Origin of the sequence: Paraburkholderia sp. BR14312 (genome assembly GCF_040948675.1) — a bacterium.
In the GTDB taxonomy this organism is placed as follows: domain Bacteria; phylum Pseudomonadota; class Gammaproteobacteria; order Burkholderiales; family Burkholderiaceae; genus Paraburkholderia; species Paraburkholderia nodosa_A.
Window position 1 is genome coordinate 209,762 of the sequence record NZ_JBFPKI010000005.1, and the last position, 23,143, is coordinate 232,904.

The window sequence follows — 23,143 nt, forward strand, 5'->3', positions numbered from 1 at the left end:
TCGCGGAGAACTCACATGTCCCATATCGCTGTCCCTCTCGTACCGGTTCCCGATCATGTACCTCAAGAACTCGTCGTAGACTGGGATTTCAGCAAGCCTCCCGGCGGCGAAGCCGACATTGTCGGCGCGTGGAAGCGCCTTCACGATGGTCCGGACATTGTCTGGACGCCGTACAACGGCGGTCACTGGATCCTCACACGAGCGGCGGATATCGAATTTGCGCAGCGCAATCACGACCCGTTCTCGATGCACGAGATCACGCTTCCCGCCAGCACGACGATGCAGATCTTGCCTCTGTCGGCCGACCCTCCCGAGCACGCAGATTATCGTGCGCTGATCAACCGCTTCTTCGCGCCGAAGGTTATTCGTGACATGGAGGGCGAAATCCGGGAACTGGCGGTCTTGCTTATCGAAGGTTTCAAGAAGAAAGGCCGTTGCGAATTCATGTCCGATTTTGCAATGAAGTTCCCGATCACCATCTTCATGCGACTCGTGAATCTCCCGCTCACCGATCTGGACGACCTGCTTGCGTGGACCGAGGCAAGCGTTCGAGCGAATGACCCAGAGCGTCGTGAGTGGTCGCAGCGCATGCTGTTCGGCTACCTTGAGAATATCATTCGCGATCGCCAAAAGGAGCCGGGAGCGGATCTGATCAGTGCAATCGTGAATGGAACGGTATTCGGACGACCTCTCACTGAGCAGGAAATACGCGGCATGATGGTCAACGTCATCTTTGGCGGACTCGACACTGTCGCGTCGACCATGGGTTTTGCCGTGCTCTATCTCGCGCGCAACCCAGCACATCGTCGCCAACTGGCGGAGCACCCGGAACTGGTGGGCAACGCCGTCGAGGAACTGCTGCGCATGTTTGCACCATCCAGCACAGGCCGTGTGATGACTCGCGACTTCGAATATAAGGGTGTCCGCTTCAAGGCGGGAGACCGGGTGTACGTCCGCCCACTGTTGCATGGCATGGATGAACGCAAGTTCCAGTGCCCAATGCACGCCGATTTCGCGCGCGCGAATGCATCCCAACATGCAGCCTTTGGCAACGGCCCCCATCGCTGTGCAGGGGCGCTGCTGGCCCGAAACGAGATTCGCGTTTTCCTTGAGGAATGGTTCCGGCGCATTCCCGATTTCGAACTTGATCCCGCAGGGCAGATTGGCTTTGAAGGGGGAATGGTGAATTGTGTGACACGCGTGCCGCTCGTTTGGAACTCCGATGTCCACCGGCTCAGCGCATAACGTTCGGAGTAGCCAAATGGCGCTACGCCGTCATGCCACCTCGGCCATCTCCAGCCTGTTCGCCAGCGCGTCGCGGATCAGCGCGACCGGCCGCACGAGACGCCCCGGCAGCGCCCCGTGCACGAGCCAGACATTCAGGCCCGAGCGGAAGTCGGTCGCGTCGATGATCTGCAACTGGTCGCGCAGCGGGCTGCGCGCGAGCGCCTGCGGCGCGGCGAGCCCGACGCCCATGCCGCGCGCGACCAGCGAAAGCTGCAGTTCCGAACCGAAGGCCTCGACCGCGACGTTGAACGGCAGACCCGCCATGCCCATGGCCCGGCTCAGCGCCGAGCGCATCCCGCAGCCGTCCTGATTCAGTACCCACGGATGGTGCGCGAGCGCCGCGAGCGTGGTGGGCTCGTCGGGCAAACCAAACGAGCGCGCCGCGACCACGAGGGTCGGCGTGTAGCCGAGCTGGGTCGCGACCACGCCCTCCGGCGGCATCACCGCGGCGGGCAGCAGAATCACGGCCGCATCGAGCCGTGCGCGCTCGACCTCGTCGAGCAGGCCTGGCGACCAGCCCGCCCTCACGCGCAGCGTCAGCTTGGGAAACTCGCCGCGCAATTGATCGACGGGCTGTTCGAGCGCCAGTTCCGAGAGAAACGGCGGCACACCGAGCTTGAGCTCGCCGACGGGCTCGCTCTCCGGCGAGGCGACCGACATCAGGTCGTCGACCGCACGCAGGACCGAGCGCGCGAGGCCGTATACCTCGTTACCCGCGGCCGTGGGCTTGAGGGGCTTGCTCTGGCGATCCAGAAGCTCGATGCCGAGCGTCGTCTCAAGGTTTTGCACGCGGCGCGTGAGGCCCGGCTGCGTCAGGAACAGCCGCTCCGACGCCCGCACGAGCGAGCCGCTTTCGACCACCGCCACGAAGGCTTCCAGATCTCGAGTGTTCACAACGACTCCGCATAAAGATTATCGCGATAATTCAATTGTCGCATCACGTAACGCTCCCTACCATAGCTGGACCTGCCACGTTGCGGAGCCAATCGATGGAGCACCCTGCTGAAACCTGTACGCGTCCGATGGCGCGCGAGGCCGCCCCCACGAGCCACGCCAATCAGGCGACGCACACCACCCTCACACTACCGATGACGCTGTTCTTCGCCGCCGCAGTCGGCGTAATCGTCGTCAATCTGTCTGCGGCCCAGCCACTCGCCGGGCTCGTGAGCCATTCGCTGCGTTTGCGCCCGGAATTCGTCGGCGCGGTCGCCATGCTGCCGCAGCTCGGCTACGCCGCCGGTCTGCTGCTGCTCGTTCCGCTCTGCGATCTGCTGGAAAACCGGCGCCTGATTTTCCGCACGCTGCTTGCGTGCTCGGTCTTTCTGGCCCTCGCGGCACTGGCGCGCTCGGGCCCGCTCTTTCTCGCCGCGGCATTCCTTGCGGGCGCGACCTCCAGCGTGATCCAGATGCTCGTGCCGATGGCCGCCTCGATGGCGCCCGAAAGCCAGCGCGGGCGGGCCGTCGGCAACGTGATGAGCGGCCTGATGCTGGGCATCCTGCTCTCACGGCCGCTCGCGAGCCTGATTGCGGGAACGCTGGGCTGGCGTGCGTTCTACGGCATCGAGGCGGTGGCGGATGCCCTGCTCGCCGTGGTCCTCTTTCTGCGCACGCCGCGCCGCATGCCGAGCGTGACGGCGCGCTACGCCGATCTGCTTTATTCGCTCTGGACGTTGCTGCGCACCGAGCGGGTTCTGCGGCGCAGCGCCTTCCTCGCGGCACTTGCACTAGGTGCCTTCTCGGCGTTCTGGACCGCCGTCGCGCTGCTGTTGTCGCAGCCGCCGTTTTCGCTCGGCATGAACGGCATTGCGGCGTTCGCGCTGGCGGGCGCGAGCGGCGCGATCGTCACGCCGCTCGCGGGCCGGCTGGGCGATCACGGCGTGGGGCGCGCGGTTCAATACGCCGCGCACGCGACGATGCTCGGCGCAGTCCTGCTGTTAGGCGTGGCGGGCGCGGGCTGGGGCGGTTTTGCACCCGCCGCGCATCCCGCGCTGGCGCTCGGCCTGCTCGTCGTGGGCGCGGCTGCGCTCGATGCCGGCGTCATCGCCGACCAGACGCTCGGGCGGCGCGCGATCAACCTGCTCAATCCCGCCGCGCGCGGCCGGCTCAATGCGATTTTCGTGGGGATGTTCTTCATCGGCGGCGCCGCGGGCGCGCTCATGGCCGGCGCGGCGTGGGCCACGGCGCGCTGGAGCGGCGTGTGCCTCGTTGCCCTCGGCTTCACGGTTGCGGTCATCGCGCTGGGCTTCGTTTATCGCGCGTCGCCGGCTTCTGCCCGCTAGCGGCCTGCCTGGCAGGTGGTCCAACGAAAAAGCCGCGGCTGATCCGGCCGCGGCTTTCCTGTGCCTGTGTCAAACCGTCATGCGCGCAGCGATACGCTCACGTCTGCTGATCCGACCCATCCGCGGGTTGCGCGGTGTTGTCGTCGGCGGGCTTTTCGTCTTCCTTCTTCTCGACTAGCTGCTCGACTTCCTTGGCGCCCTCGAAACCGGCAACCGCGGCGGCGGCCTTGGTCAGAAAGCCTGCGTTCGGATCGAGCTTCTCGGCGCCTTCCACAGCGGCAACCGCACCGGCAATTTCACCCACCTTGTCCAGAATGCCCATTTCATCCCTCCAGTTGAAACCCGCTCCGGGCTGACGAGGCGATGTCTCGCCTCCCGTGCGCCGCACCTTCCATCCAGCGAGCGCGCCGCTTCATTGTGTGCCTGCTCGATGGCCGCATCAATCACTAACTCATTAATCTGACAATAATTAACGATGTGATACACGAACATATATTGCGATGCGTCAATTGTTTGACTATAGTGAGGTTGTCTCCTCCATGTCTCCATTGGCATGGTTCAAGCCCGCATTCGCTGCGGGCTTTTCTTTTTCCCGCCCCGCATTCTCATCACACGCCGGATCACCTCTGGCCTGCTGGCCGCGGCCAGGCTCGCGCCTTCCGCTGGCATAATCGTCCCTTCGCCGTTTTCCAGCCCTCTTTGATCTCGCCGCTGCAATGAATCTGCATACCTGGTGGCTGTTCCTCGTCACCGTCTTCGTCGTCTGCGCCATCCCCGGTCCCAACATGTTGCTCATCATGTCGCACGGCGCGCAGTACGGACTGCGCCGCACGAGCGCGACCATGGCTGGCTGCCTTTCCGCACTGGTTCTGATGCTCGCCGTTTCGGCGGCCGGGCTCGGCGTGTTCCTGCAAGCGTGGCCGACCATGTTCAACGCGCTGCGCTTCATAGGCGCCGCGTACCTCGTCTACCTGGGCGTCAAGGCGTGGGGCGCACCCGTGCCCGAGGCCGCCGCCGATGTTGCAGAACGTGTGGCCGCGCGCCCCGTGCGCTCGCCGCTCGCGCTCTATCGCAACGGCTTTCTCGTCGGCGGCAGCAACCCGAAGGCGATCCTCTTCGCGGCGGCGCTCCTGCCGCAGTTCATCGACGCGACCCGGCCGGTGCTGCCGCAGTTCGGCGTGCTCGTTGCAACCTTCGCCGTGTGCGAAGTGAGCTGGTATCTCGTCTACGCGAGTTTCGGCACGCGCATCGGCGCGACGCTCAAGAGCCGCCGTGTGGCAAAGGCGTTCAACCGCGTGACGGGCGGGGTGTTCGTCGGGTTTGGCGCGATGATGGCATTGATTCGGCAGTAGGGCTCGCGGGGCGGCGCGATGGTCTTGGCGCGCTTTCCCGAATGCAGGCACCAGGTCGACCGGCCAGTAGTCGCTGGTCCGACCTGTGGAGATGAGTAACGCTTCCACTCACGCGCAAATTAATCTGGACTACTACGGATAGGTGACTACCTGCTGCAGACCGAAGAGATTCGCACCGCACGTCGGCGAGGCCAGGGTTTTCCCACGTTATGCGAGTCTCGCATAGGGACATGTCACCTCCGCATCGTCCTTTTTTTGACCGCTTCTACCATCCGGTCTGACTCTGGTGTGACGCGTGGTCCATCCCGCTACCAATCGAATTCGGAGTCGTGGGATCGCCCGCTTTGTTCAGTTGAACCGCAACGTCGAAGTCGACGATGGCAAGAGCGGATTTGTCGCGTCGCTCGATCTCAATCCTGAGAAGGCCCGTTTGCTGACCCAACTGCTGATCGCCAATGGGATCACGTCGCCCGACCAGGTACAGGCAGCGTTTTCTGCGACTTACTGATCGCAACCGATGAGGATTGCGTCTGCATTGGGTCAGTGCGGGCGCAATTCGCGTCGACACCATCGCGGACCCTCGCCAGGTCAGACGCAGTCCTCGACGCGACCTGGTGCAACGGTACCGGCGTAAGATCGGAACTTCCCGAAAACGCCATTTCACGTCCCAGAAGGCGGGCCATACGTATGGAAATCAAGTGGGTCGAGGACTTCATCGCCCTTGCTCAATACCAGAGCTTTTCACGCGCAGCGGAGTTCCGCAATGTGACCCAGTCCGGGTTCAGCCGGCGCATTCAATCGCTGGAGCAATGGGTCGGGGCGGAACTGATCGATCGCAGCAGCTTCCCTCCCGTGCTGACGCCCGCAGGTCAACTCTTCCGCGAAGTCGCTGAAGATATCCTGAACAAACTCTTCGATACACGCGCCATCATCCGGACTGAAAAACGGATCGGCGGCAAGAGCCTCCAGATTGCCGCCGGCCACACCATCGCGCTGAATTTTCTGCCTGCGTGGCTCAAGGCGCTTTCCGCCCACTTCGGGGACGTGCGCGCGCGCGTGGTACCGGCCAATGTGCACGACTCGATCCTGTCGCTCGTGAATGGCAACTGCGAACTGATGTTCGCCTACCACCACCCTGAACTGCCCTTGCATCTCGATCCCGCGAGGTATCAGCATCTCACTGTGGGTATCGACACGCTCATGCCTGCCAGCAGGCCAAACCTGCGTTCCGCGCCGACGTATCGACTGCCCGGAACAGCAAAACAGCCATTGCCTCACATTTCATACACGGAAACGAGTTATTTCGGCCGCTGCCTTGCGGTGCTGCTCGCTCGAGCGCCCTCTGCGCCTTCCTTGTTGCTTCACTATGAATCGGACATGGCCGAGGTGCTCAAAAAAATGGTCATGGAAGGCGAAGGGATGGCATGGCTGCCAAAGAGCGCGATAGCCGCGGAACTGGAGGCGGGTGAACTGGTCCCCGCAGGCCCGACGCACTGGAATCTGGATATCGAGTTGCGCGTCTACCGCGACGCTTCGAATCGCAGCGAGTTTCTCGATACGCTCTGGCAGCATCTTCGGGCGGTTCTACAGACCGGCGTCTAGGGTTTTCCCGCGTTATGCAAAATTCGCATATGCACATGCAACAACAGCATCATCGCTTCCTTTGGCACCCCTAATATGCCTCCCAACGCTTGACCGAGGTCGCAGTCGATCTCGCTCCAGGCGTCTCTCAACGTACACCGGTCATGTCTCGACCACCTTGTGTCACTCAAGGACAGACGGAAATGAAAAATCGCCTCACCGTTTATATTGCCGTTGGCATGATACTGGGCGTCATTGCGGGCTACGCGTGCCACGCCAGCACATCTGACCCGGCGACACTCAAAGCCATTGCAGGATACTTCTCGATCATCACGGACATCTTCCTGCGTCTCATCAAGATGATCATCGCGCCACTGGTGTTCGTCACGCTGGTGTCGGGCCTCGCCGGCATGGACAGCGGCCAGGACGTCGGCCGCATCGGTTTGCGTTCGGTGGGCTGGTTCGTTTGCGCATCGCTGATTTCGCTTACGGTAGGCCTCGTCTTCGCCAATCTCCTGCAGCCGGGGGCCGGCCTGCACATGGTGGCGGGTACAGGTGAAGTCGATACCGGCCTGAATACCTCGGCGCTGAACTTCAGGGACGTCCTGACCCACGCCTTTCCGACCAGCCTGCTCGACGCCATGGCGCGTAACGATATCCTGCAGATCCTGGTCTTCTCTGTCTTCCTCGGCCTGGGTCTGAGCGCAACAAAGCGGGACGCGCGCGTCAAGGTCGTGATCGAGATCATTGAAGGCATGGTGCCCGTCATGCTGCGCGTGACGAACTACGTCATGCGTGCGGCGCCGTTCGGCGTGTTCGGTGCGATCGCTTCGGCGGTGACGCTGCGCGGCCTCGACGTCATCTACACGTATGGCAAGCTGATTGGCTCCTTCTATCTGGGGCTGGTCGTGCTGTGGGCGATCCTGGTTTTCGTCGGCTATCTGTTCCTCGGCCGTCGTGTCGGCGCGTTGCTCAAGGCAGTGCGTGAACCCGCGATGATCGCGTTTGCGACGGCGAGCAGCGAGGCGGCCTATCCGCGGCTGACCGAGCAGCTGGAGCGCTTTGGCGTCGACAAGAAAGTCGTCGGCTTCACGCTGCCGTTGGGCTATGCGTTCAATCTGGACGGCTCGATGATGTATCAGGCGTTTGCGGCCATCTTTATCGCCCAGGCGTTCGGGGTCGACATGCCGATCTCGCAGCAATTCTTCATGCTGCTCGTACTGATGCTCAGCAGCAAGGGCATGGCCAGCGTTCCGCGGGGCTCGGTGGTGGTGGTTGCGGCAGTGGCGCCGATGTTCCATTTGCCGGTCGAAGGGGTCGCCATGGTGCTTGCGATCGACCAGATCCTCGACATGGGCCGCACGATGACCAATGTGATCGGCAACAGCGTGGCGACCGCCGTGATCGCGAAATGGGAAGGTGCGCGCGAGAGCAAGGCTTCCGACTTCGTTGAGGATGGCGAACAGATTTTCGGTCCGGCGCAAGGTGGAGCGAAATGACTTCCGATGTCGCCGGTCACAAGCACAAGTTCGGTATTGTCGGCGGCCTGGGGCCGCTGGCAAGCGCAGATGTCTTCTTCAAACTGGTGAAGGCAACGCCCGCATCGACTGATGCCGAGCACTTCGACGCAATCTTTCAGCAGTCGCCTTTTCCCAACTCGGGCTCCGGAAGCACCGCGACGACGGAACGCAAGCTCTATATCTTCGAGATGATCCGGGACTTCGAGAAGCGCGGCGTAACAACGGTCGTGCTGCCGTGCTTTCTCAGTCACACCTTCATCGACGAACTGCGCGCGAACACGCGCTTGCAGATCGTGGACATGATCGAGGCGGTTCGCAGCCATGTTCGGCGCAAGTTCCCGGGCGCAAGCCGTATCGGCATACTCGCCTCCGACTACACGCGGGAAAAGCGCTTGTTTGAACGGTACTTTGCGCCCCCCGAGTTCGAAGTCATCCACCCCCGATGCCACGAAGAATTCGATCCGGTCACGGAAGCGGTATATGGATCGGACGGCATCAAGAGTGGCAACCTGCGCGGGCGTCCGGTCGAACTGCTGCGCGAGGCTTGCCGCGATCTGATCGCGCAAGGCGCCCAGGTGATCGTGCCCGGCATGACGGAAATCGCCCTGGTCGCGGACGAAATCGGCCCGCTGGGCGTGCCGCTCGTCGATGCCAACCTCGCGTATGCGCAGTACGTCGTCTCTGGTGGTTACGGTTCGCCGTCGCACGCCTTCAAGGTTGGGGTCGTGGGCGGCGTGGGCCCCGCGGCGACGGTCGATTTTCTGCAGAAGATTGTCCGCAATACACGCGCCACGCGCGACCAGGACCACATCAAGCTGCTGGTCGAACAAAACCCGCAGATTCCGGATCGCACCGATAATCTGATTGGTGACGGCGCGGACCCGACGGTCTCGCTGTACGCGACGTGCAAGCGGCTCGAAGACGGCGGCGCGGACATCATCGCGATTCCGTGCAACACCGCGCATGCATTCGTCGAGCGGATCCAGCCGTACCTCAACATTCCGATTGTGAACATGTTGACGGTCACGGTTGGCTATCTGCGCACGACGTATCCGGCGCTTCGTGATGTCGGTGTGCTAGCGACATCGGGCACGATCGAGAGCGGGGTCAATCGAAAGGCGCTGGAATCGCAGGATCTTCGTCAGGTCGTGCCCTCCCCTGCGCTACAGGAGCGCGTGATGGAAGCCATCTACGGCAAACATGGCGTCAAGGCGGGATTGACGACGGGGCAGTGTCAGCAGGACATCGCCGCCGCGATGGAAGGACTGATTGCCGAAGGCGTTGAAGTCGTCGTCCTTGGGTGCACCGAACTCCCGCTCCTTTTGACCGGGAGTGAATTCGTGGGCAGCGGCGGCGCGCGCGTCAGGCTGGTTGATCCCACCGACGTTCTCGCGCGACGATGCATCGCGTACGCATTGTCGGCCGACGCGACCCTCGCTTGACCCGAATACACTCCAACGGAGCAAAGCAATGTCCAATCGTTCTGAACGCATCGAACACGATCTTCTCGGCGACCTCGCCGTGCCCAATGAAGTCTATTACGGAGTCCATACGCTTCGTGCGCTCGCCAATTTCCCGATTACCGGCATTCCAATCTCGACTTATCCGAATCTGGTCAACGCCCTGGCGTTTGTGAAAGAAGCCGCGGCGATTGCGAACTGCGAATTACGGCTGCTCCCCGAGCACAAGATGAAGGCCATCGTTCACGCGTGCCAGCAGATTCGTGAGGGGGTTGCGCACGACCAATTCGTCGTCGACGTGATTCAGGGCGGCGCCGGCACCTCGACCAACATGAACGCGAACGAGGTGATCGCCAATCTCGCGCTCGAACATCTTGGCCACGAACGAGGAGACTACGCGGTACTGCACCCAAACGAAGATGTGAATCTGGGGCAAAGCACCAACGACGTTTACCCGACTGCACTGAAAATCGCCACGTATATGGGCATCGCGCAACTGGTCGATGCGATGGGTGTCCTGCGCGCGTCGTTCGAACGGAAGGCAGTGGAGTTTCACGACGATCTGAAGATGGGGCGAACCCAGTTGCAGGACGCGGTCCCCATGACCCTGGGACAAGAGTTCAGCACCTTTGCGGTCATGCTCGAAGAAGATCAGGAACGTCTGCGGGAAGCGTCGAAACTGATTTGCGAAATCAACCTGGGCGCCACGGCGATCGGCACGGGCATCAATACGTCGCCCGACTATGCGCCGCTCGTCTGCCGCCATTTGGCCAGTGTCACCGGTATCCCTGTGACGACGTCGCCCAATCTCGTGGAGGCGACGCAGGACGTCGGCTCGTTCGTGCAACTGTCGGGCGTGCTCAAGCGCGTGGCGGTCAAGCTCTCGAAGACCTGCAATGACCTTCGCCTGCTTTCGAGCGGCCCGCGCGCAGGCCTTGGTGAAATCAACCTGCCGCCGGTTCAGGCGGGCTCCAGCATCATGCCGGGCAAGGTCAATCCGGTCATTCCGGAGGTCGTGAACCAGATCGCTTTCGAAGTCATCGGCAATGACGTGACGGTCAGCTTTGCTGCGGAGGCCGGTCAATTGCAGTTGAATGCGTTCGAGCCGGTCATTGCGCACAGCCTGTTCAAGAGCGTTGCGCACCTGCGTGCGGGATGTCTGACCCTGGCATCGAGGTGTGTCGACGGGATCACGGCCAATCGCGAGCGGCTTCGTTCGCTCGTTGAAAATTCCATCGGCATCGTGACTGCGCTGAATCCGTACATCGGCTATACGAATGCGACCCAGGTAGCCCAGGAAGCGCTCGTATCGGGAAGGAGCGTCGCCGATATTGTCATCGAGAGAGGCTTGCTCACGCGGGCGCAACTCGAAGACATTCTCAAGCCCACGATGCTGACGCAGCCGAGGCATCACCTGCCGCTTGCGTAGTTAGCGTACGCCGCCAGGCGAACACCGCCAGCGTATTCTAGTTGCGGCCTTGCGTACGGTAGAGTTCGTTGGCGCGCGTCAGATGGGCGCGCATCGCCGCCTCGGCGGCGTCGCCGTCACGGGCCGCGATCGCATCGACGATGCGTTGATGTTCGGTGAGCGTGAGTTCCTCGACGCCCGGCGCGCGCACGAGCGGCTGGTAGTATTCGCCCGCCCAGCGGAACAGCGACTCCACGATCGAGGGAAAAATCGGGTTGCCGCTGATCTTCGCAATTTCGCGGTGGAACGCCATGTCCCTCTCGATGAATTCCGCGAGATTGACCATGGACGCGCGATGCTGCGCCACGCTCAACTGAAGCCGCGCAACATCTTCTTCCGTGGCGCGCTCGGCCGCCATGCGTGCGGTGCCGGTTTCGAGAAAAAGCCGCGCGTGCTTGAGGTGCTCGAGCATGTCCGGTTGGGTGCGCAGCAGATGCAGCGCGCCGCCAGCGATCTGGGCAATCAGGCGGTCTGCGGTCGGCACGACCACGCGGGCGCGCTCCCCATGCACGATCTCGACGATGCCGGAACGCTCCAGCGCCTGCAGTGCTTCGCGCACCGCCGGCCGCCCGACGCCGTATATCTCCATCAGCTCGCGCTCGGACGGTAACTGCGCGCCGGGCGCGATCTCGCCCGCACGAATGCGTTCCATGAGTCGATCGACGACTTCCTGATATAGCTTGCGACGTGGAATGATCTCGCCCATTGCAGTGGTACTGTAAACGTCTGGTGTAATGACAATACCACACCACGCCGCCGGCCACCACGTCACCGCTGGATCACTCCTGCCCTTCGCGCACGGCGCCAAAGAAGTCGGCCTGGCCGATCTGTCCGCCCTTGAGCACGATTTCGAGGCCGTCGCGCGCAGCAGCGCTCGACCACGCTCTGCACAGCGGCGCACCGGGCGCCACGCCCGCCGTCACGCTGAGCGCGTCGATGCCCAGCGCGCCGGCGACCTCGCCCGAACTGTCACCACCCGCAACGACCACGCGCGTGACGCCGGTGCGATCGAGCATGCGCCGCATCACCGCCGCGAGCGCGCGGCCTACTTCGCGGGCGGCGTCCTGACGCGTGCGTCCGCAGCGCCGCGCGATCTCGTCGAAGCCGCGCACGACCGGGTCGTCCGGGCCCTCCGCGCTGTGGACGACGGCGCTGCTTCCGCTGATGATGGCTTGCGTAGCGGCCCCTGCGGCCCGTTCGATTTCAGCGGGGCCCGCTTGCGGATCGAGGGCACGCGCGAGGTCGAGCCGATCCACGTGAAAACCGTGCTGACGTGCCCAGCCAATCTGCGCCGCGGTGACCGGCGAACAACTGCCGCTCACCACGCCAATCGCATCGACCGGGCTCGCCGCGGGCAACGACGGCGCAGCGGGCAGCCAGCCTCGCGAGCGCCAGTACGCGGCAAGCGCGTACTGGAGGCCCGATGACGAAGCCGTGAACACCCCTTCGCCGCGCGCTTCCCAAACGAGGCGGCCCGCTTCTGCCAACGTTTCGTCGTCGAGCACATCGATCAGCACGACGGGGGTATCCTCCGCCGATAGCATGCCCACGCGTGAGGCACCGTCCCCGGCGCGCAACTGAAGCATGTCGATGAGTTCGATGCGGCGCGACGTCTGCCGCGCGAGATGGCGGCGTAGATCCGCTTCGTCCATCGGCGTCACGGGGTGGCGCGACATCGTCGGATGACGGTCGAGGCGATAGCCGACGCCATCGACGGCTGCGAAGAGGTTGCCGAACACTTGATAGCGTTTCAGGCGCGGAGCGCCGATCACCATCGGCGACCAGTTTCCCGGCATGTACTGCGTGCCGATGTCGACCGCGGCGCCAATCGAACCCACCTCGGGCGACGAATCGAACGTGGAACACACCTTGTACTGCAGCACCGGCGCGCCGAGCGCGGCGAGGCTCGCGAACGCTTGCGGCAGCGCTTCGCGCATCCACGCGGCACTGCGCCCGCGCGACGATCCCGCGATACCCACGCAGCGCGCCTCGGGAAAGCGCGCGAGCGCCTCGGGCGTTGGCGTGTCGAGAAACAGGATGGTGGGGATGCCCGCGGCCGTCATGGCCTCCATCGCATCGGTCGACCCCGTGAAGTCGTCGCCGTAATACGCGAGTAGCAGGCCCTCGGGCAGGGACGCGTTGTTTGTTTCAGCCATCCCGTTGCTCACTTCCAGAAGCCGAGCGCCGCACGCAATGACGGATGCCTCTGCGCATGCTGCTCCAGCGGCACGCCTTCGATGGCGGCGCACCAGGATTCGCGCAACGCATCGACGCCCGCCGCGACGCCCTGGGGATGTCCGAAGATGCCGCCGCCCGCCGTATGGATGAGATCGGCGCAGCCGAGTGCAGCGTAGGTATCGGCGGCCTGCAGGCCGGTCTGCCCCGAGCTGAAAACAGGCATGGCCGGCATGGGGGCGCTCGCCATCACCGGTGCGAGCACGGCGCGCGCCGCAGCGATCACGCTGTCGTCGGGTTCGCTGAACTTGTTGCGCAGGCCGTTCACGTGCATGTGGTCCGCTCCGGCGAGACGCCAGATCATCTGCCACGGCGCGTAGTCCCAGCCGAGCGCCGGACTGCGCGAGAGGTAGCCCCAGCCCGCCCGATGCGCGTGGATGGGCAACTGCGAATGCCGCCGCAATTCATGCAGGCCCACGATACCCACGGAATTGAGCACGGCCATCACGCACGTTCCGCCATGCGCGAGCACGAGATCGTGACGCCGGCGCATCTGGTCGAGGTCGCCCGTGAGATTGAACGCCACCATCGCCTTCTTGCCGGTGCGATCGGCATGGTCGTTCACGACGCGCATTACGGCCTTCACGCGTTCGTCGAAGGGACAATGGGAGCCGTCGGCCTGTAGTTCGTCATCCTTGATAAAGTCGATGCCGCCCTCCACGAGCTCGCGCACCTGCTGCGCGGTTTCCTCGGGCGAAAGCCCCACGCTCGGCTTGATGATCGTGCCGATCAGCGGACCGTGCGCCACGCCCGTGAGCCGCCGCGTGCCTTCGATGCCGAACGCCGGCCCTGGATAGGCCGCCGCGAACGACTCAGGCAGTCGCAGCCCGGTGAGCCTCAGGCCCGACACCTGGCGCAGCTCGAACAGGTTGCCTGCAACGGTCGACATCAGGTTCGGCAGCGACGCGCCGAAATTCTCCATCGGCCACGAGAGTTCGAGCGTACAGCGGGTGTATGCGTCTGAGCGCATGCCGCCGGGCAGGCTCGGCGCGTCCACGGTTTCCAGCACGTCGAGGCGCTCGACCCGCGCGCCCGAGCGCGCCTTCAGCTCCGGTGTTTCGTTTGGCAGTGCGACGAAAGTGCCGCTCGACTGCTCTCCAGCGATGACGTCGGCGGCACGCCGCGGATCATCGCCGGTTTCCAGCCAGTAAGTCGCGTGAATACGTTCGGTCACGGTGCGATTCCTGTTTCGGGTCAGGTGATGCGGCGAATGCTCTCGGCGATCTCGGCGCGGTCGAATACGCCCTTCCAGTCGTCGCGCATGAGGCGCGGCTTGCCGAATTCGATCGCCTTGTTGCAGGCGTCGGAGAACGCGCCGGGTATCTCGTTGAAGATCACCGCGCTCAGGATGTTCATGTGGCCGAGCAGGAAGTCGCGCGCGGCTTCCCTGGGCACACCGCGCTGGATGGTCTCGTCCATCGCTTCACGCATCACGTACAGCAGCGTCGCGCAGACCGTTTCGGAGAGACCCGGCTCGAGCATGGCCATCTGATCCACGCTCAGGCGATACGAGCGCAGAATCGGCGCGTAGATCGTTTTCGCCACATCCTCGCCGAGATCGAACGCCGAGTCCGGTCCCTGCATCAGCGCGCTCGTGATCGACTGCTTTGCGTATGCGCCACCGAAATGATCGTGAAGCGACTTTTCATCGACATCGTAGTTAAAGATGATCGGATGGCACGGATGCGCAACGAAGTACGTGAGATCGGGCCGCTCCGGCAGATGACCCGCGAACGGCGCGGCGGCGTCGAGCGTCATCACCATCGTGCCGGCCTTCAGCATGGGCGAGATTTCGTGGCTCAACTTGCCGATCAGCGTATCGGGCACGGCGAGGATGACGACCTGCGCGCCATCGAGCGCCGCTTCGACCGACACGCACTCTATGTTCAGTTCATCCTTGAGGCGCTTGCGCCCCGCTTCGCCGACTTCCACGTGCGCCACGCGATAGTCCGACTTCTGCAAGTTGCCCGAAAGGCGAAAGCCCATCTTTCCGCCGGCGCCAAAGAGCGCAATTTTCTCTTTCATGTTCATCCTCCTTGCCAGGTCCGTGAGTCCAGCTTCGATCAATTCGCGGCGAGCGCGTGCTCGCGCTCACGCGATGCGCGCGGCTCGCGGGCAAAGGCCAGCGCGAGCACGGCGCTCAGCAGCATCAAGGCGCCGACGACGAACATCGGCGCGTGGTAAGAGCCGGTTGCATCGTGCATGGCGCCTGTCACGTAAGGCGCGACGAAGCCCGCCACGTTGCCGACCGTGTTGATGAGCGCGATTCCCGCGGCCGCGCCCGCGCCCGAGAGCGAGCGGGCCGGCAGCGTCCAGAAGCACGGCAGCGCGGCGAACACGGCGCAGGCCGTCACCGTGATGACGGCAATGCTTGCTGCCGGCGACTTCATGTAGAGCGCGACCGGAATGCTCAGCGCGCCAACAAGCGCGGGAATCCCGACGTGCCAGCCGCGCACGCCGCGGCGCGTGGCGTCGCGGCTCCAGACGAAGAGCGCGATGGCGGCGGGCAAATACGGAATGGCCGTAATGAGCCCCTTCTGGAATACGTTGAAGTGCGTGCCGAACTGCCCTTCGAATCCGCCGATGATGGTCGGCAGGAAAAACGCGAGCGCATAGAGGCCGTAGACGAGCCCGAAGTACATCAGCGAAAACATCCACACGCGCGGGCTCAGCAGGGCCGCTCCCGCATGCGCGCCGTGACGCATCGCGCCCGCTTCTCTCGTGCGCGCCTCCGCTTCGAGTTCCGCGTTGAGCCACGCCTGTTCGTCGCGTGTGAGCCAGCGCGCCTGCGAGGGACGGTCGCTCAGATAGAACCATGCGATCACGCCCACCACGATGGCCGGCAAGGCCACGCCGATGAACATCACGCGCCACCCCGCGAGCCCGAACCACCCATGCGCCCCGATGAGCAGCGCGGCGAACGGCGCACCGATCACGATGGTGAGCGGCTGCGCGAGATAGAACAGCGCGAGGATATGGCTGCGATGGCGCTGCGGCACCCAGTTGCTGAGAAAGAGGATCGCGCCGGGGAAAAACCCCGCTTCCGCCACGCCCAGCAGGAACCGCAGCACATAGAGCGAGGTCGCGCTGTTGATCCACGCAAGCAGGAGCGCGACCACGCCCCACGTCACCATGATGCGCGCGAGCCAGCGGCGCGCGCCGTAGCGATGCAGCGCCAGGTTGCTCGGCACTTCGAGAAAGATGTAGCCGATGAAGAACACGCCCGCCGCGAATCCGAACTGCGCCGCGTCGAGACCGAGGTCGTGCGCCATGCCGTTCGGGCCGGCAAACGAGATCGCGGTGCGGTCAAGGAAGTTGATGAAGAACATCAAGGCGACGAACGGCACGAGGCGCAGCGAGACCTTGCGGATCGTCGGACGTTCGAAAGCGGATTCGGCTTTTCCTGAAACGGCTTGCATGCGTTTGCTCCCGCGATTGATCCGATGCCGATTAACAGATCATATGTGCTGGTATGATGAGTAGACCATCTTGACGGAACGACTACACCTGGTATTTCCACCGACATGCCTGTACGCCGCGGCGCTTATGCGCCGCGGACGCTACGTCAACACCGCGCGCGAAGAGGCGAACACACAGGCAAACGGCCGCAGCGTCACCGCAACACCGGGCGACAGCGTCCATGGCCCGGGTGCGTCGGGGCCCCCGCCCAACGTGCATTCGTCGAGGCTCGTCGCCTGCAGCGATGTGGGTATCGCCTCGTCGAATTCGAGCTGAACCTCGCGTGGCTCGCTCGTCAGATTGGCCAGCACGAGTTCGATCGCGCCGTCGGCGTGGCGTCCTGCGAGGCACGCGATACGGGCGGCATGGCCGTTTCGCGTGACGTGCAGGCGCGACGCTCCCGCCATACGAGCCAATGCCTTCGCGACATCGAGAACCGGATAGCGCGCGGGCGTGTGGCCTTCCACATCGGCAAGCCCGCGCGGCCCTGTCAAGGCACCGAGCGTGAGCGTTTCGATTCCCGCGCCTTCGAGCGCGGCCGCATATCCGGCGAGCCAGGCGGCACCGAATAACGCGCGCTGGCGCGGATCGTTGGCGGCCATGGCCACGCGTTCGCCTCCGGGATTCGGCAGCACGCGCGAACCGTATGGGTTCTGTCGCATGCCGATCGAGACCGGCCCGATCGCGTAGGGCTGCCCACCGATCAGCGCGCGGCAAGAGCGTGTGATGTGGGGAATGGCCTCGAGCGTCTGCATCACGCTGCGGTCGTCGGCGGCGTGCACGATGGGACACGTCGCGTGGGTAACCCAGTCGACCAGGTCGAGCGGCGGCCGCCTGCGGTTCAGCTCCGTGAAGTAACTCAGCATGCCGCCGCCAAGGCGTAGCCTAGGGAACGCACGGCGCGCCTCGCGATAGACTTCGTCGAGCGCGGGGCACGGCGGGCTCACGCTGCCCGGCGGGTTCGACCGCCGATGCGCGGCCGGGCTCACTACGATGCCCGTCAAGGCGAGGCCCGCCTGGTCGATCTGGGCGGCGAGGCACGAGAGTTCCACATGCGGCGCCTCGATACCGGGCAAGGCAAACTCCAGCACGGCTGCCACGCCGCTTTCGCGCTGCAACTGTGCAAAGCGTTCAAGCTCGGCCACGCCATCGCCCGCAAGCGGGTCGTAGCTCAGCGTCAATTGCTGCGGCCCGAGCTCTGCAAGCAACACGAGATTCGCGAGCGCCGCTGCGGCATCGTGTGTGGCAATCGCTACGCCGATCGCCGGCATGGTGTCGTGCTGCCCGAGATTGCCAGAAGCGATTTCGATCTTGTCGGCACGCGCCTCTCGTGTGGCTTCTGCTTTCCCCGTCGCCTGACGCGTACCGGCCACGCTTAGCGTCACCGTCTGCGCGAACGCTGCGCCCTTTTCCAGCGTATAGGGCCACGGCAGTTCAAGCGGGCGTGAATAGGTCTTGAACGAAGCATCGGACCAGTTGCGCTGGTCTTCCATTTCGAACACATCGCCCGTGAAGGTGCAACGCACCGTCAAGCCGTTCGACAGATCATGTTCGATTGCCGCGATGTCCTTGAAGGGCTGCCACGGATCGATCAGTGCCGGGAAGGCCGCGCTTTCACGACTGCCGTCGCCGTGCTCCACGCGCGCGGGCGCACCGGCTACGCCCTCGATGGGATGGAGCACGCAAAATCCGCAGCGGGCCGCCAGAAAATCGGCATGCGCGGTGACGTCACAACGAAACGTGAGGGCGCCGTTGGCTGAACACGCCATGGCAAGCGCATAGCTGAGTGCGTGTCCTTCCGGATTCGCACAGCGCGCGTCGTACGCAAGGTGAAAGCTGCCCGCCGTCTCTTCGACATCGATGCGTTCGATGTCGGGGCGGCACGTGCCCCAGTCCTTGTCCCGCACGAGAAATGACACGGCGCGTATGACTTCGGTGCCTTGATAGCGGATGTCATGCAATGCGCCGTCGATCAGCCACGCCGACCACGGTCCCGCTTCGAGGCGGCGCCCCGGGGTCACCGGCTGCTGCGTGCCGTAGTAGATCGCGTTGCTCATCCCATTGCTCATGACGCCGCCTCTCCCGGCACGACGCTGCGCCGCTCGCGCGCCGAAAGATACGTGGCCTCCACAAGCTCCAGCGTGCGCAGATTGTCGCGACCGCTCGTGGCCGGCTCGACGCCGCGCCGCAGGCAATCCACCCAGTGCGACTGGATGCTGAACACGCTGCCCTGGATCGCCACCCAGGGCTCGCTCGTCCACGAGAGCGCACGCGGTGCGACGTTGCGCAGCTCGGAGCCTGCTCGCGTGTGGATCTGCAGCTGGTAGTCGGCAAAGAGCCGCAGAGAACCCTCGGCGCCGTCGACTTCGATGAGCGTCTGCGGAAAGAGCTCGCGCGGCAACTGCGTCGCGTAGCTGCAATCCACCACGCTGCTCATGCCGTTTTCATGCGCGAGCAGGATCGTCGCGACGTCCTCGCCGCGAATCGAGGGATTCACGCGCGCGGTCGTGGCGCTCACGCGCGCCACGTCGCCGAACAGGAAGCGCGCGACGTCGAGAATGTGGATGCCGAGATCTTCGACGATAAAGCGCTCGCCCTGTGCCAGATAGGGCTGGCCGCTAAACACATCGTATGCCGAACGAAACGACACGCGCCCCCAGAACGGCTGCCCGATCGCCCCCTCGCGCAACACCCTTCCCACGGCCTGGATCGCGCTCTGCCAGCGAAAGTTTTCGTGAACCATCAGTGGCACGCCGGCCTCGTGGCACGTTTGAACCATAGCGCGCGCATCGGTGAGCGAGGAAGCGAACGGCTTCTGGCAAATCGTCGCCACGCCGGCCGCCGCCGCAAGCTCCACGAGCGCGCGGTGACTCGGCACGGTGGTCGCGATATCGACGAAATCGAGCCGCTCTTCACGCAGCATCGTGGCCGCGTCCGTGTAACGCCGTTCGATGCCAAACCTGTCGCCGACTTCGTCGAGGCGCGTACGGTTCGCGTCACACAGCGCGACGATCCGTGCGCCGTCGATGTCCTGCCACGCATGCAGATGATTGAGCGAGAAGAATCCGCAGCCGATCAACGCGCCCTTCAATTGCGCAGGTGTTGCACTCGTGGTCACACTCATCGGTCACGCCCCCGTTGCTGCCTGCTTTTGTAGCGCGAAGCGCTGCTGCGCGCGCCGCTGGATCTGGTCGACGACCACCGCCGCCACGATGACGACGCCCTTGATCACCGTTTGCCAGAACGAACTCACGCCCATCATCACGAGCCCGTCCGAAAGCATGCCGATCACGAACGCACCGACGATGGTGCCGCCGATCTTGCCGCGTCCGCCCGACATCGACGTGCCGCCCAGCACGGCCGCCGCGATCGCGTTGAGTTCGAATGTCTCGCCGCTCATGGGGTGCGAAGCGACGAGTTCGGAAGAAATGATCAACCCGACGATCGCCGCGCAGAAACCGGAAAACATATACACGAACATCTTCACGCGATTCACGCGCACGCCCGAGAGCTGGGCGGCGCGCTCGTTGGCGCCAACCGCATAGATCTGCCGGCCGAGCGGCGTGCGCGCGGCAATGTACGCGGCGACCACGCCTACCACGACCAGCAACCATACCGTGAGCGGAATGCCGAGTATCGTCGCGCTGCCGAGAACCGGAAAGCCGCTGGTACCGTAGGCGGGATTGCCCGTGAGGTTCGGGAAGGTCTCGCCGCCCGAGGACAGCAACGCTGCGCCTCGCGCGATATAGAGCGTGCCGAGCGTCGCGATGAACGGCGCGACGTTCAGCCGGGTGATGAGCAAGCCGTTGATCGCGCCTACCAGCACGCCCACGATCAGCGCCACGACGATCACGGCGGGCACGCTCAGAAAGAGCGTGTACTCGCTGCCGATGGGAATGCCCTTGAGGATGAGCCCGCCCGCCACCATGCCCGTGAGCCCCACGACCGAGCCCACCGAAAGGTCGATGCCGCCCGCCACGATCACGAACGTCATGCCGATCGCGAGAAAGGCGTTGAGCGCGACGTGCCGGGACATGATGAGCAGGTTCTCGATGCTCAGAAAGTTATGGGCGGCGAACGAAAAGAAAACCATGACCGCGAACAATGCGATGAACGTACGCAGCTTCAGCAGCAGGAGCAGCGGCGCCTCGCTGAAGCTCGCTCCGGGTGCCGTGCTCTTGATGGCCAGCGACATGAATGCTCTCCAGATGAATGCAGGCTAAACGTTGGAACCGTGACGACCGTTGAACGCGCTTGCTCAGGCCGCCTGTTCGTGCGCAGCATGGGTGGCATGCGCCGTCCTGTGCCCGACTGCGGAGGCGGCGACGAGCGCGTCCTGCGTAGCGTCGGCGGCATCGAATTCAGCAGTGACACGGCCATTCGACATCACGAGAATGCGATCGGACAAGGCCATCACCTCTTCGAGATCGGACGTCACGAACAGCACGCCCAGTCCCCGGCCGGCCAGGTCGCGCATGACCTTGAAAATGTCCGCCTTCGCGCCGACGTCGATGCCGCGGCTGGGCTCGTCCATCAGCAGCACTTTTGGCGTGGTCATCAGCGCACGCGCGATGACCACCTTCTGCTGGTTGCCGCCGGAGAGCGAACTGACCGGCAGCCGCCAATCGGCGACCTTGATCGCGAGGTTGCGAATGTAATCGAGCACCGAGCGCTGCTCGCGCCGCGGATCGATGTGGAAACCTCGCGCATGTGCCGCGAGACTCGAGAGCGTCATGTTCTCGCCAATCGACATGATGGGCAGCAGCGCGTCGGCCTTGCGGTCCTCTGGAATGAGCGCAAGGCCCTGCACGACGCGTCCCGCGATCGGCTTGCCGTCGAGCGCCTTGCCGTCGAGCACCACGCTGCCGGTTGCGTGCGCATGCACGCCCAGAATGCATTCGAACAGCTCGGAGCGCCCCGCCCCCATCAGTCCGTAGATGCCGACGATCTCGCCCGCGTGAAGCGACAGCGAGACGTGATCCACGAGCAAGCCGCTGCCCTTGCGCGGCAGCGTGACGTCGCGCAGCGTCAGCACCTCGGCGCCGCGCGTGTGGCCGACGGGGCGCGAAAAGTCCTTCGTTTCGCGGCCCACCATTTGCCGCACGATCCACGGCACGTCGATCTGCGCCATCGGTTGATGGCCCGTGATGAGGCCGTCGCGCAGCACCGTGATGTAGTCGCCGATCCTGACCAGTTCTTCGAGCCGGTGCGAGATGTAGACGATCGACACGCCCTGCGCCTTCAGCTCCGCAATCACGCGAAACAGCACGGCCACTTCCGCCGCGCTGAGCGCCGAGGTGGGTTCGTCGAGGATCAGCACGCGCGCATCGTGGGCGAGCGCCTTCGCGATCTCCACGAGCTGCTGCTGCCCGATGCGCAGATCCTCGACCAGCGTGTCGGGGCTGAGGTCGAGTTCGAGCCGCGCGAGCAACGCGCGTACTTTCTCGCGCTGTGCGTCGGCGTCGATATCGATGCCGACACGCGTGATTTCGTGCGCGATGAAGATGTTCTCGGCGATCGTGAGGTTCGGAAACAGGTTGAGTTCCTGAAAGACGATGCCGATGCCGAGGCGTAGTGCCTCTGCGCTGCTAGCCGGTGCGACAGGCTTGCCGTCCAGCACGAGCTTCCCGCTGGTCGGCTGCTCCGCGCCCGCGATGATCTTCATGAGCGTGGATTTTCCCGCGCCGTTCTCGCCCACGAGCACATTGACTGCGCCCCGTCGCACCGAGAAGTTCACACCCTTCAGTGCAACCGTGCCGGGATAGACCTTGGAGACGTCCTCGACCTGGAGGATTACGTCGGCATTGCTGGCGTCGGTCATGACTTGCCCCCGACCGTGACCGCGAGCGGTACGATCTCCGGCTGGTCGCTCGACGAGTCGTACGAGAACGACCCCGTCACCGCAATCGGCTTGCCTTTCAGATCGCTGCGCGGCAGCGGCTTCATGACGTGATTCGCCGCGTAGGCATTGAGCGCCGTGCCAAACTGCGCATACTCGATCTGGTTGCGGAAATTGCTGAACGAAATGAAATCGAGCGAATCGCGCAGCGTGGTCCCGAGCACCGTCGGACCGATGTCGACAATCACGGTGGCCTGCCCGCTGCCATCAACGTCCACGCCCACGGTGCCCTGACTCGACTGTGTGTCCACGTCCACGATCGTGCCGTGCAGCGTGGTCGGAAAGTTCCACGGCGCGCCATCGTCCTTGCCCCGGTAGCCGTACTTGTGGCCGGCGGCGTCGGGGTCCGCCTTGATGGCATCGCGCAGCGTCCGATAGTCCACTGCGCGCTTTTCGATGTCGGGCACGATCTTCGTACTCCACATCGACGCCACCATGGCGTTCGGGTCGTAGCCCGCCGACGCATAGTTGTCGTGCGATCCACCCGAGCCCTGCAGGTCGCTGTTCTTCACCAGCTTGCAACCGTGCAGCGCGCCACCCAACACGGCGGCCACCACGGCAATGACCGCGTACCGAAGCACTCCCATGCATAACCCCATCTGG

19 protein-coding genes and 1 pseudogene are annotated in these 23,143 nt (G+C 64.1%); 8 read left to right on the forward strand and 12 right to left on the reverse strand.

From position 1 onward, the window contains the following. The first annotated feature begins 15 nt into the window (after positions 1–15). Complete coding sequence (locus AB3X98_RS15890; protein ID WP_368602247.1) at positions 16–1,245, forward strand: cytochrome P450; 1,230 nt, start codon at positions 16–18, stop codon at positions 1,243–1,245. A gap of 30 nt (positions 1,246–1,275) precedes the next feature. On the opposite strand, the gene AB3X98_RS15895 is transcribed toward AB3X98_RS15890, so the two are convergent. After that, entirely contained in the window at positions 1,276–2,181 is a 906-nt protein-coding gene (locus tag AB3X98_RS15895; protein ID WP_069266481.1) for a LysR family transcriptional regulator, read from the reverse strand. 128 nt (positions 2,182–2,309) lie between these two features. Between AB3X98_RS15895 and AB3X98_RS15900 the strand changes: the two genes are divergently transcribed. Beyond that, the gene (locus AB3X98_RS15900; protein ID WP_368602344.1) at positions 2,310–3,566 is read left to right on the forward strand and encodes an MFS transporter; all 1,257 of its coding nucleotides are present in this window, start codon (positions 2,310–2,312) and stop codon (positions 3,564–3,566) included. A 97-nt stretch (positions 3,567–3,663) separates the two neighbouring features. Here the strand turns inward: AB3X98_RS15900 and AB3X98_RS15905 are convergent, their stop codons facing one another. Next, positions 3,664–3,888 carry a hypothetical protein gene (locus AB3X98_RS15905; RefSeq protein ID WP_028205419.1) on the reverse strand — a complete coding sequence of 75 codons (225 nt, stop codon included), beginning with the start codon at positions 3,886–3,888 and terminating at the stop codon, positions 3,664–3,666. A 394-nt stretch (positions 3,889–4,282) separates the two neighbouring features. Between AB3X98_RS15905 and AB3X98_RS15910 the strand changes: the two genes are divergently transcribed. From AB3X98_RS15910 to aspA, 6 genes and pseudogenes are all read left to right on the forward strand, one after another. After that, a complete protein-coding gene (locus tag AB3X98_RS15910; RefSeq protein WP_368602246.1) occupies positions 4,283–4,918 on the forward strand; it encodes a LysE family translocator in 636 nt (211 codons plus the stop codon). Positions 4,919–5,261: 343 nt separating this feature from the next. Next, a pseudogene (gene ansB, locus AB3X98_RS15915) lies at positions 5,262–5,426 on the forward strand (L-asparaginase 2); the annotation flags it as partial. Between the two features lie 179 nt (positions 5,427–5,605). Beyond that, a complete protein-coding gene (locus AB3X98_RS15920) occupies positions 5,606–6,520 on the forward strand; it encodes a LysR substrate-binding domain-containing protein (protein WP_368602245.1) in 915 nt (304 codons plus the stop codon). 182 nt (positions 6,521–6,702) lie between these two features. Continuing rightward, entirely contained in the window at positions 6,703–7,998 is a 1,296-nt protein-coding gene (locus tag AB3X98_RS15925; protein WP_368602244.1) for a dicarboxylate/amino acid:cation symporter, read from the forward strand. Beyond that, positions 7,995–9,461, forward strand: a complete 1,467-nt coding sequence (locus tag AB3X98_RS15930; RefSeq protein WP_368602243.1) for an aspartate/glutamate racemase family protein — start codon at positions 7,995–7,997, stop codon at positions 9,459–9,461. The genes AB3X98_RS15925 and AB3X98_RS15930 overlap by 4 nt, the downstream gene beginning before the upstream one ends. Positions 9,462–9,489: 28 nt before the next feature. After that, a complete protein-coding gene (gene aspA, locus AB3X98_RS15935) occupies positions 9,490–10,908 on the forward strand; it encodes an aspartate ammonia-lyase (protein ID WP_321931448.1) in 1,419 nt (472 codons plus the stop codon). Between the two features lie 37 nt (positions 10,909–10,945). Here aspA and AB3X98_RS15940 read toward each other — a convergent pair whose 3' ends face one another. The 10 genes from AB3X98_RS15940 to AB3X98_RS15985 form a co-directional block, all read right to left on the reverse strand. Beyond that, on the reverse strand, positions 10,946–11,653 hold the full coding sequence (locus AB3X98_RS15940; protein WP_069266474.1) for a transcriptional regulator NanR: 708 nt from the start codon (positions 11,651–11,653) through the stop codon (positions 10,946–10,948). Positions 11,654–11,726: 73 nt separating this feature from the next. Continuing rightward, on the reverse strand, positions 11,727–13,103 hold the full coding sequence (gene oiaK, locus AB3X98_RS15945) for a 3-oxo-isoapionate kinase OiaK (protein WP_368602242.1): 1,377 nt from the start codon (positions 13,101–13,103) through the stop codon (positions 11,727–11,729). 8 nt (positions 13,104–13,111) lie between these two features. Beyond that, positions 13,112–14,356 carry a ribulose-bisphosphate carboxylase large subunit family protein gene (locus tag AB3X98_RS15950; protein ID WP_368602241.1) on the reverse strand — a complete coding sequence of 415 codons (1,245 nt, stop codon included), beginning with the start codon at positions 14,354–14,356 and terminating at the stop codon, positions 13,112–13,114. Between the two features lie 20 nt (positions 14,357–14,376). Then, the gene (locus AB3X98_RS15955; protein ID WP_069266471.1) at positions 14,377–15,207 is read right to left on the reverse strand and encodes a phosphogluconate dehydrogenase C-terminal domain-containing protein; all 831 of its coding nucleotides are present in this window, start codon (positions 15,205–15,207) and stop codon (positions 14,377–14,379) included. Positions 15,208–15,245: 38 nt separating this feature from the next. Then, positions 15,246–16,601, reverse strand: coding sequence for an MFS transporter (locus AB3X98_RS15960; protein WP_368602240.1), 1,356 nt, complete (start codon positions 16,599–16,601; stop codon positions 15,246–15,248). A gap of 141 nt (positions 16,602–16,742) precedes the next feature. Further along, positions 16,743–18,710 carry a hypothetical protein gene (locus tag AB3X98_RS15965; protein ID WP_368610282.1) on the reverse strand — a complete coding sequence of 656 codons (1,968 nt, stop codon included), beginning with the start codon at positions 18,708–18,710 and terminating at the stop codon, positions 16,743–16,745. After that, a complete protein-coding gene (locus AB3X98_RS15970; RefSeq protein ID WP_368602238.1) occupies positions 18,707–19,765 on the reverse strand; it encodes a Gfo/Idh/MocA family protein in 1,059 nt (352 codons plus the stop codon). The genes AB3X98_RS15965 and AB3X98_RS15970 overlap by 4 nt, the downstream gene beginning before the upstream one ends. A 3-nt stretch (positions 19,766–19,768) precedes the next feature. Next, positions 19,769–20,836 (reverse strand): ABC transporter permease, encoded by a 1,068-nt coding sequence (locus AB3X98_RS15975; protein ID WP_368602237.1) that lies wholly within the window; start codon positions 20,834–20,836, stop codon positions 19,769–19,771. A 63-nt stretch (positions 20,837–20,899) separates the two neighbouring features. Further along, complete coding sequence (locus tag AB3X98_RS15980) at positions 20,900–22,462, reverse strand: sugar ABC transporter ATP-binding protein (RefSeq protein ID WP_368610283.1); 1,563 nt, start codon at positions 22,460–22,462, stop codon at positions 20,900–20,902. Beyond that, entirely contained in the window at positions 22,459–23,127 is a 669-nt protein-coding gene (locus AB3X98_RS15985) for a DUF2291 family protein (protein WP_368602235.1), read from the reverse strand. The genes AB3X98_RS15980 and AB3X98_RS15985 overlap by 4 nt, the downstream gene beginning before the upstream one ends. Positions 23,128–23,143: the final 16 nt, after the last annotated feature.

Bases quoted from the DNA above. Each gene is read 5' to 3' on its own strand.
- AB3X98_RS15920 (WP_368602245.1), top strand. From the start codon at position 5,606: ATGGAAATCAAGTGGGTCGAGGACTTCATCGCCCTTGCTCAATACCAG.
- AB3X98_RS15925 (WP_368602244.1), top strand. From the start codon at position 6,703: ATGAAAAATCGCCTCACCGTTTATATTGCCGTTGGCATGATACTGGGC.
- AB3X98_RS15985 (WP_368602235.1), bottom strand. From the start codon at position 23,127: ATGGGAGTGCTTCGGTACGCGGTCATTGCCGTGGTGGCCGCCGTGTTG.
- AB3X98_RS15890 (WP_368602247.1), top strand. From the start codon at position 16: ATGTCCCATATCGCTGTCCCTCTCGTACCGGTTCCCGATCATGTACCT.
- AB3X98_RS15980 (WP_368610283.1), bottom strand. From the start codon at position 22,462: ATGACCGACGCCAGCAATGCCGACGTAATCCTCCAGGTCGAGGACGTC.
- AB3X98_RS15910 (WP_368602246.1), top strand. From the start codon at position 4,283: ATGAATCTGCATACCTGGTGGCTGTTCCTCGTCACCGTCTTCGTCGTC.
- AB3X98_RS15975 (WP_368602237.1), bottom strand. From the start codon at position 20,836: ATGTCGCTGGCCATCAAGAGCACGGCACCCGGAGCGAGCTTCAGCGAG.
- AB3X98_RS15900 (WP_368602344.1), top strand. From the start codon at position 2,310: ATGGCGCGCGAGGCCGCCCCCACGAGCCACGCCAATCAGGCGACGCAC.
- oiaK (WP_368602242.1), bottom strand. From the start codon at position 13,103: ATGGCTGAAACAAACAACGCGTCCCTGCCCGAGGGCCTGCTACTCGCG.
- aspA (WP_321931448.1), top strand. From the start codon at position 9,490: ATGTCCAATCGTTCTGAACGCATCGAACACGATCTTCTCGGCGACCTC.
- AB3X98_RS15905 (WP_028205419.1), bottom strand. From the start codon at position 3,888: ATGGGCATTCTGGACAAGGTGGGTGAAATTGCCGGTGCGGTTGCCGCT.
- AB3X98_RS15930 (WP_368602243.1), top strand. From the start codon at position 7,995: ATGACTTCCGATGTCGCCGGTCACAAGCACAAGTTCGGTATTGTCGGC.
- AB3X98_RS15940 (WP_069266474.1), bottom strand. From the start codon at position 11,653: ATGGGCGAGATCATTCCACGTCGCAAGCTATATCAGGAAGTCGTCGAT.
- AB3X98_RS15955 (WP_069266471.1), bottom strand. From the start codon at position 15,207: ATGAAAGAGAAAATTGCGCTCTTTGGCGCCGGCGGAAAGATGGGCTTT.
- AB3X98_RS15965 (WP_368610282.1), bottom strand. From the start codon at position 18,710: ATGAGCAATGGGATGAGCAACGCGATCTACTACGGCACGCAGCAGCCG.
- AB3X98_RS15960 (WP_368602240.1), bottom strand. From the start codon at position 16,601: ATGCAAGCCGTTTCAGGAAAAGCCGAATCCGCTTTCGAACGTCCGACG.
- AB3X98_RS15970 (WP_368602238.1), bottom strand. From the start codon at position 19,765: ATGAGTGTGACCACGAGTGCAACACCTGCGCAATTGAAGGGCGCGTTG.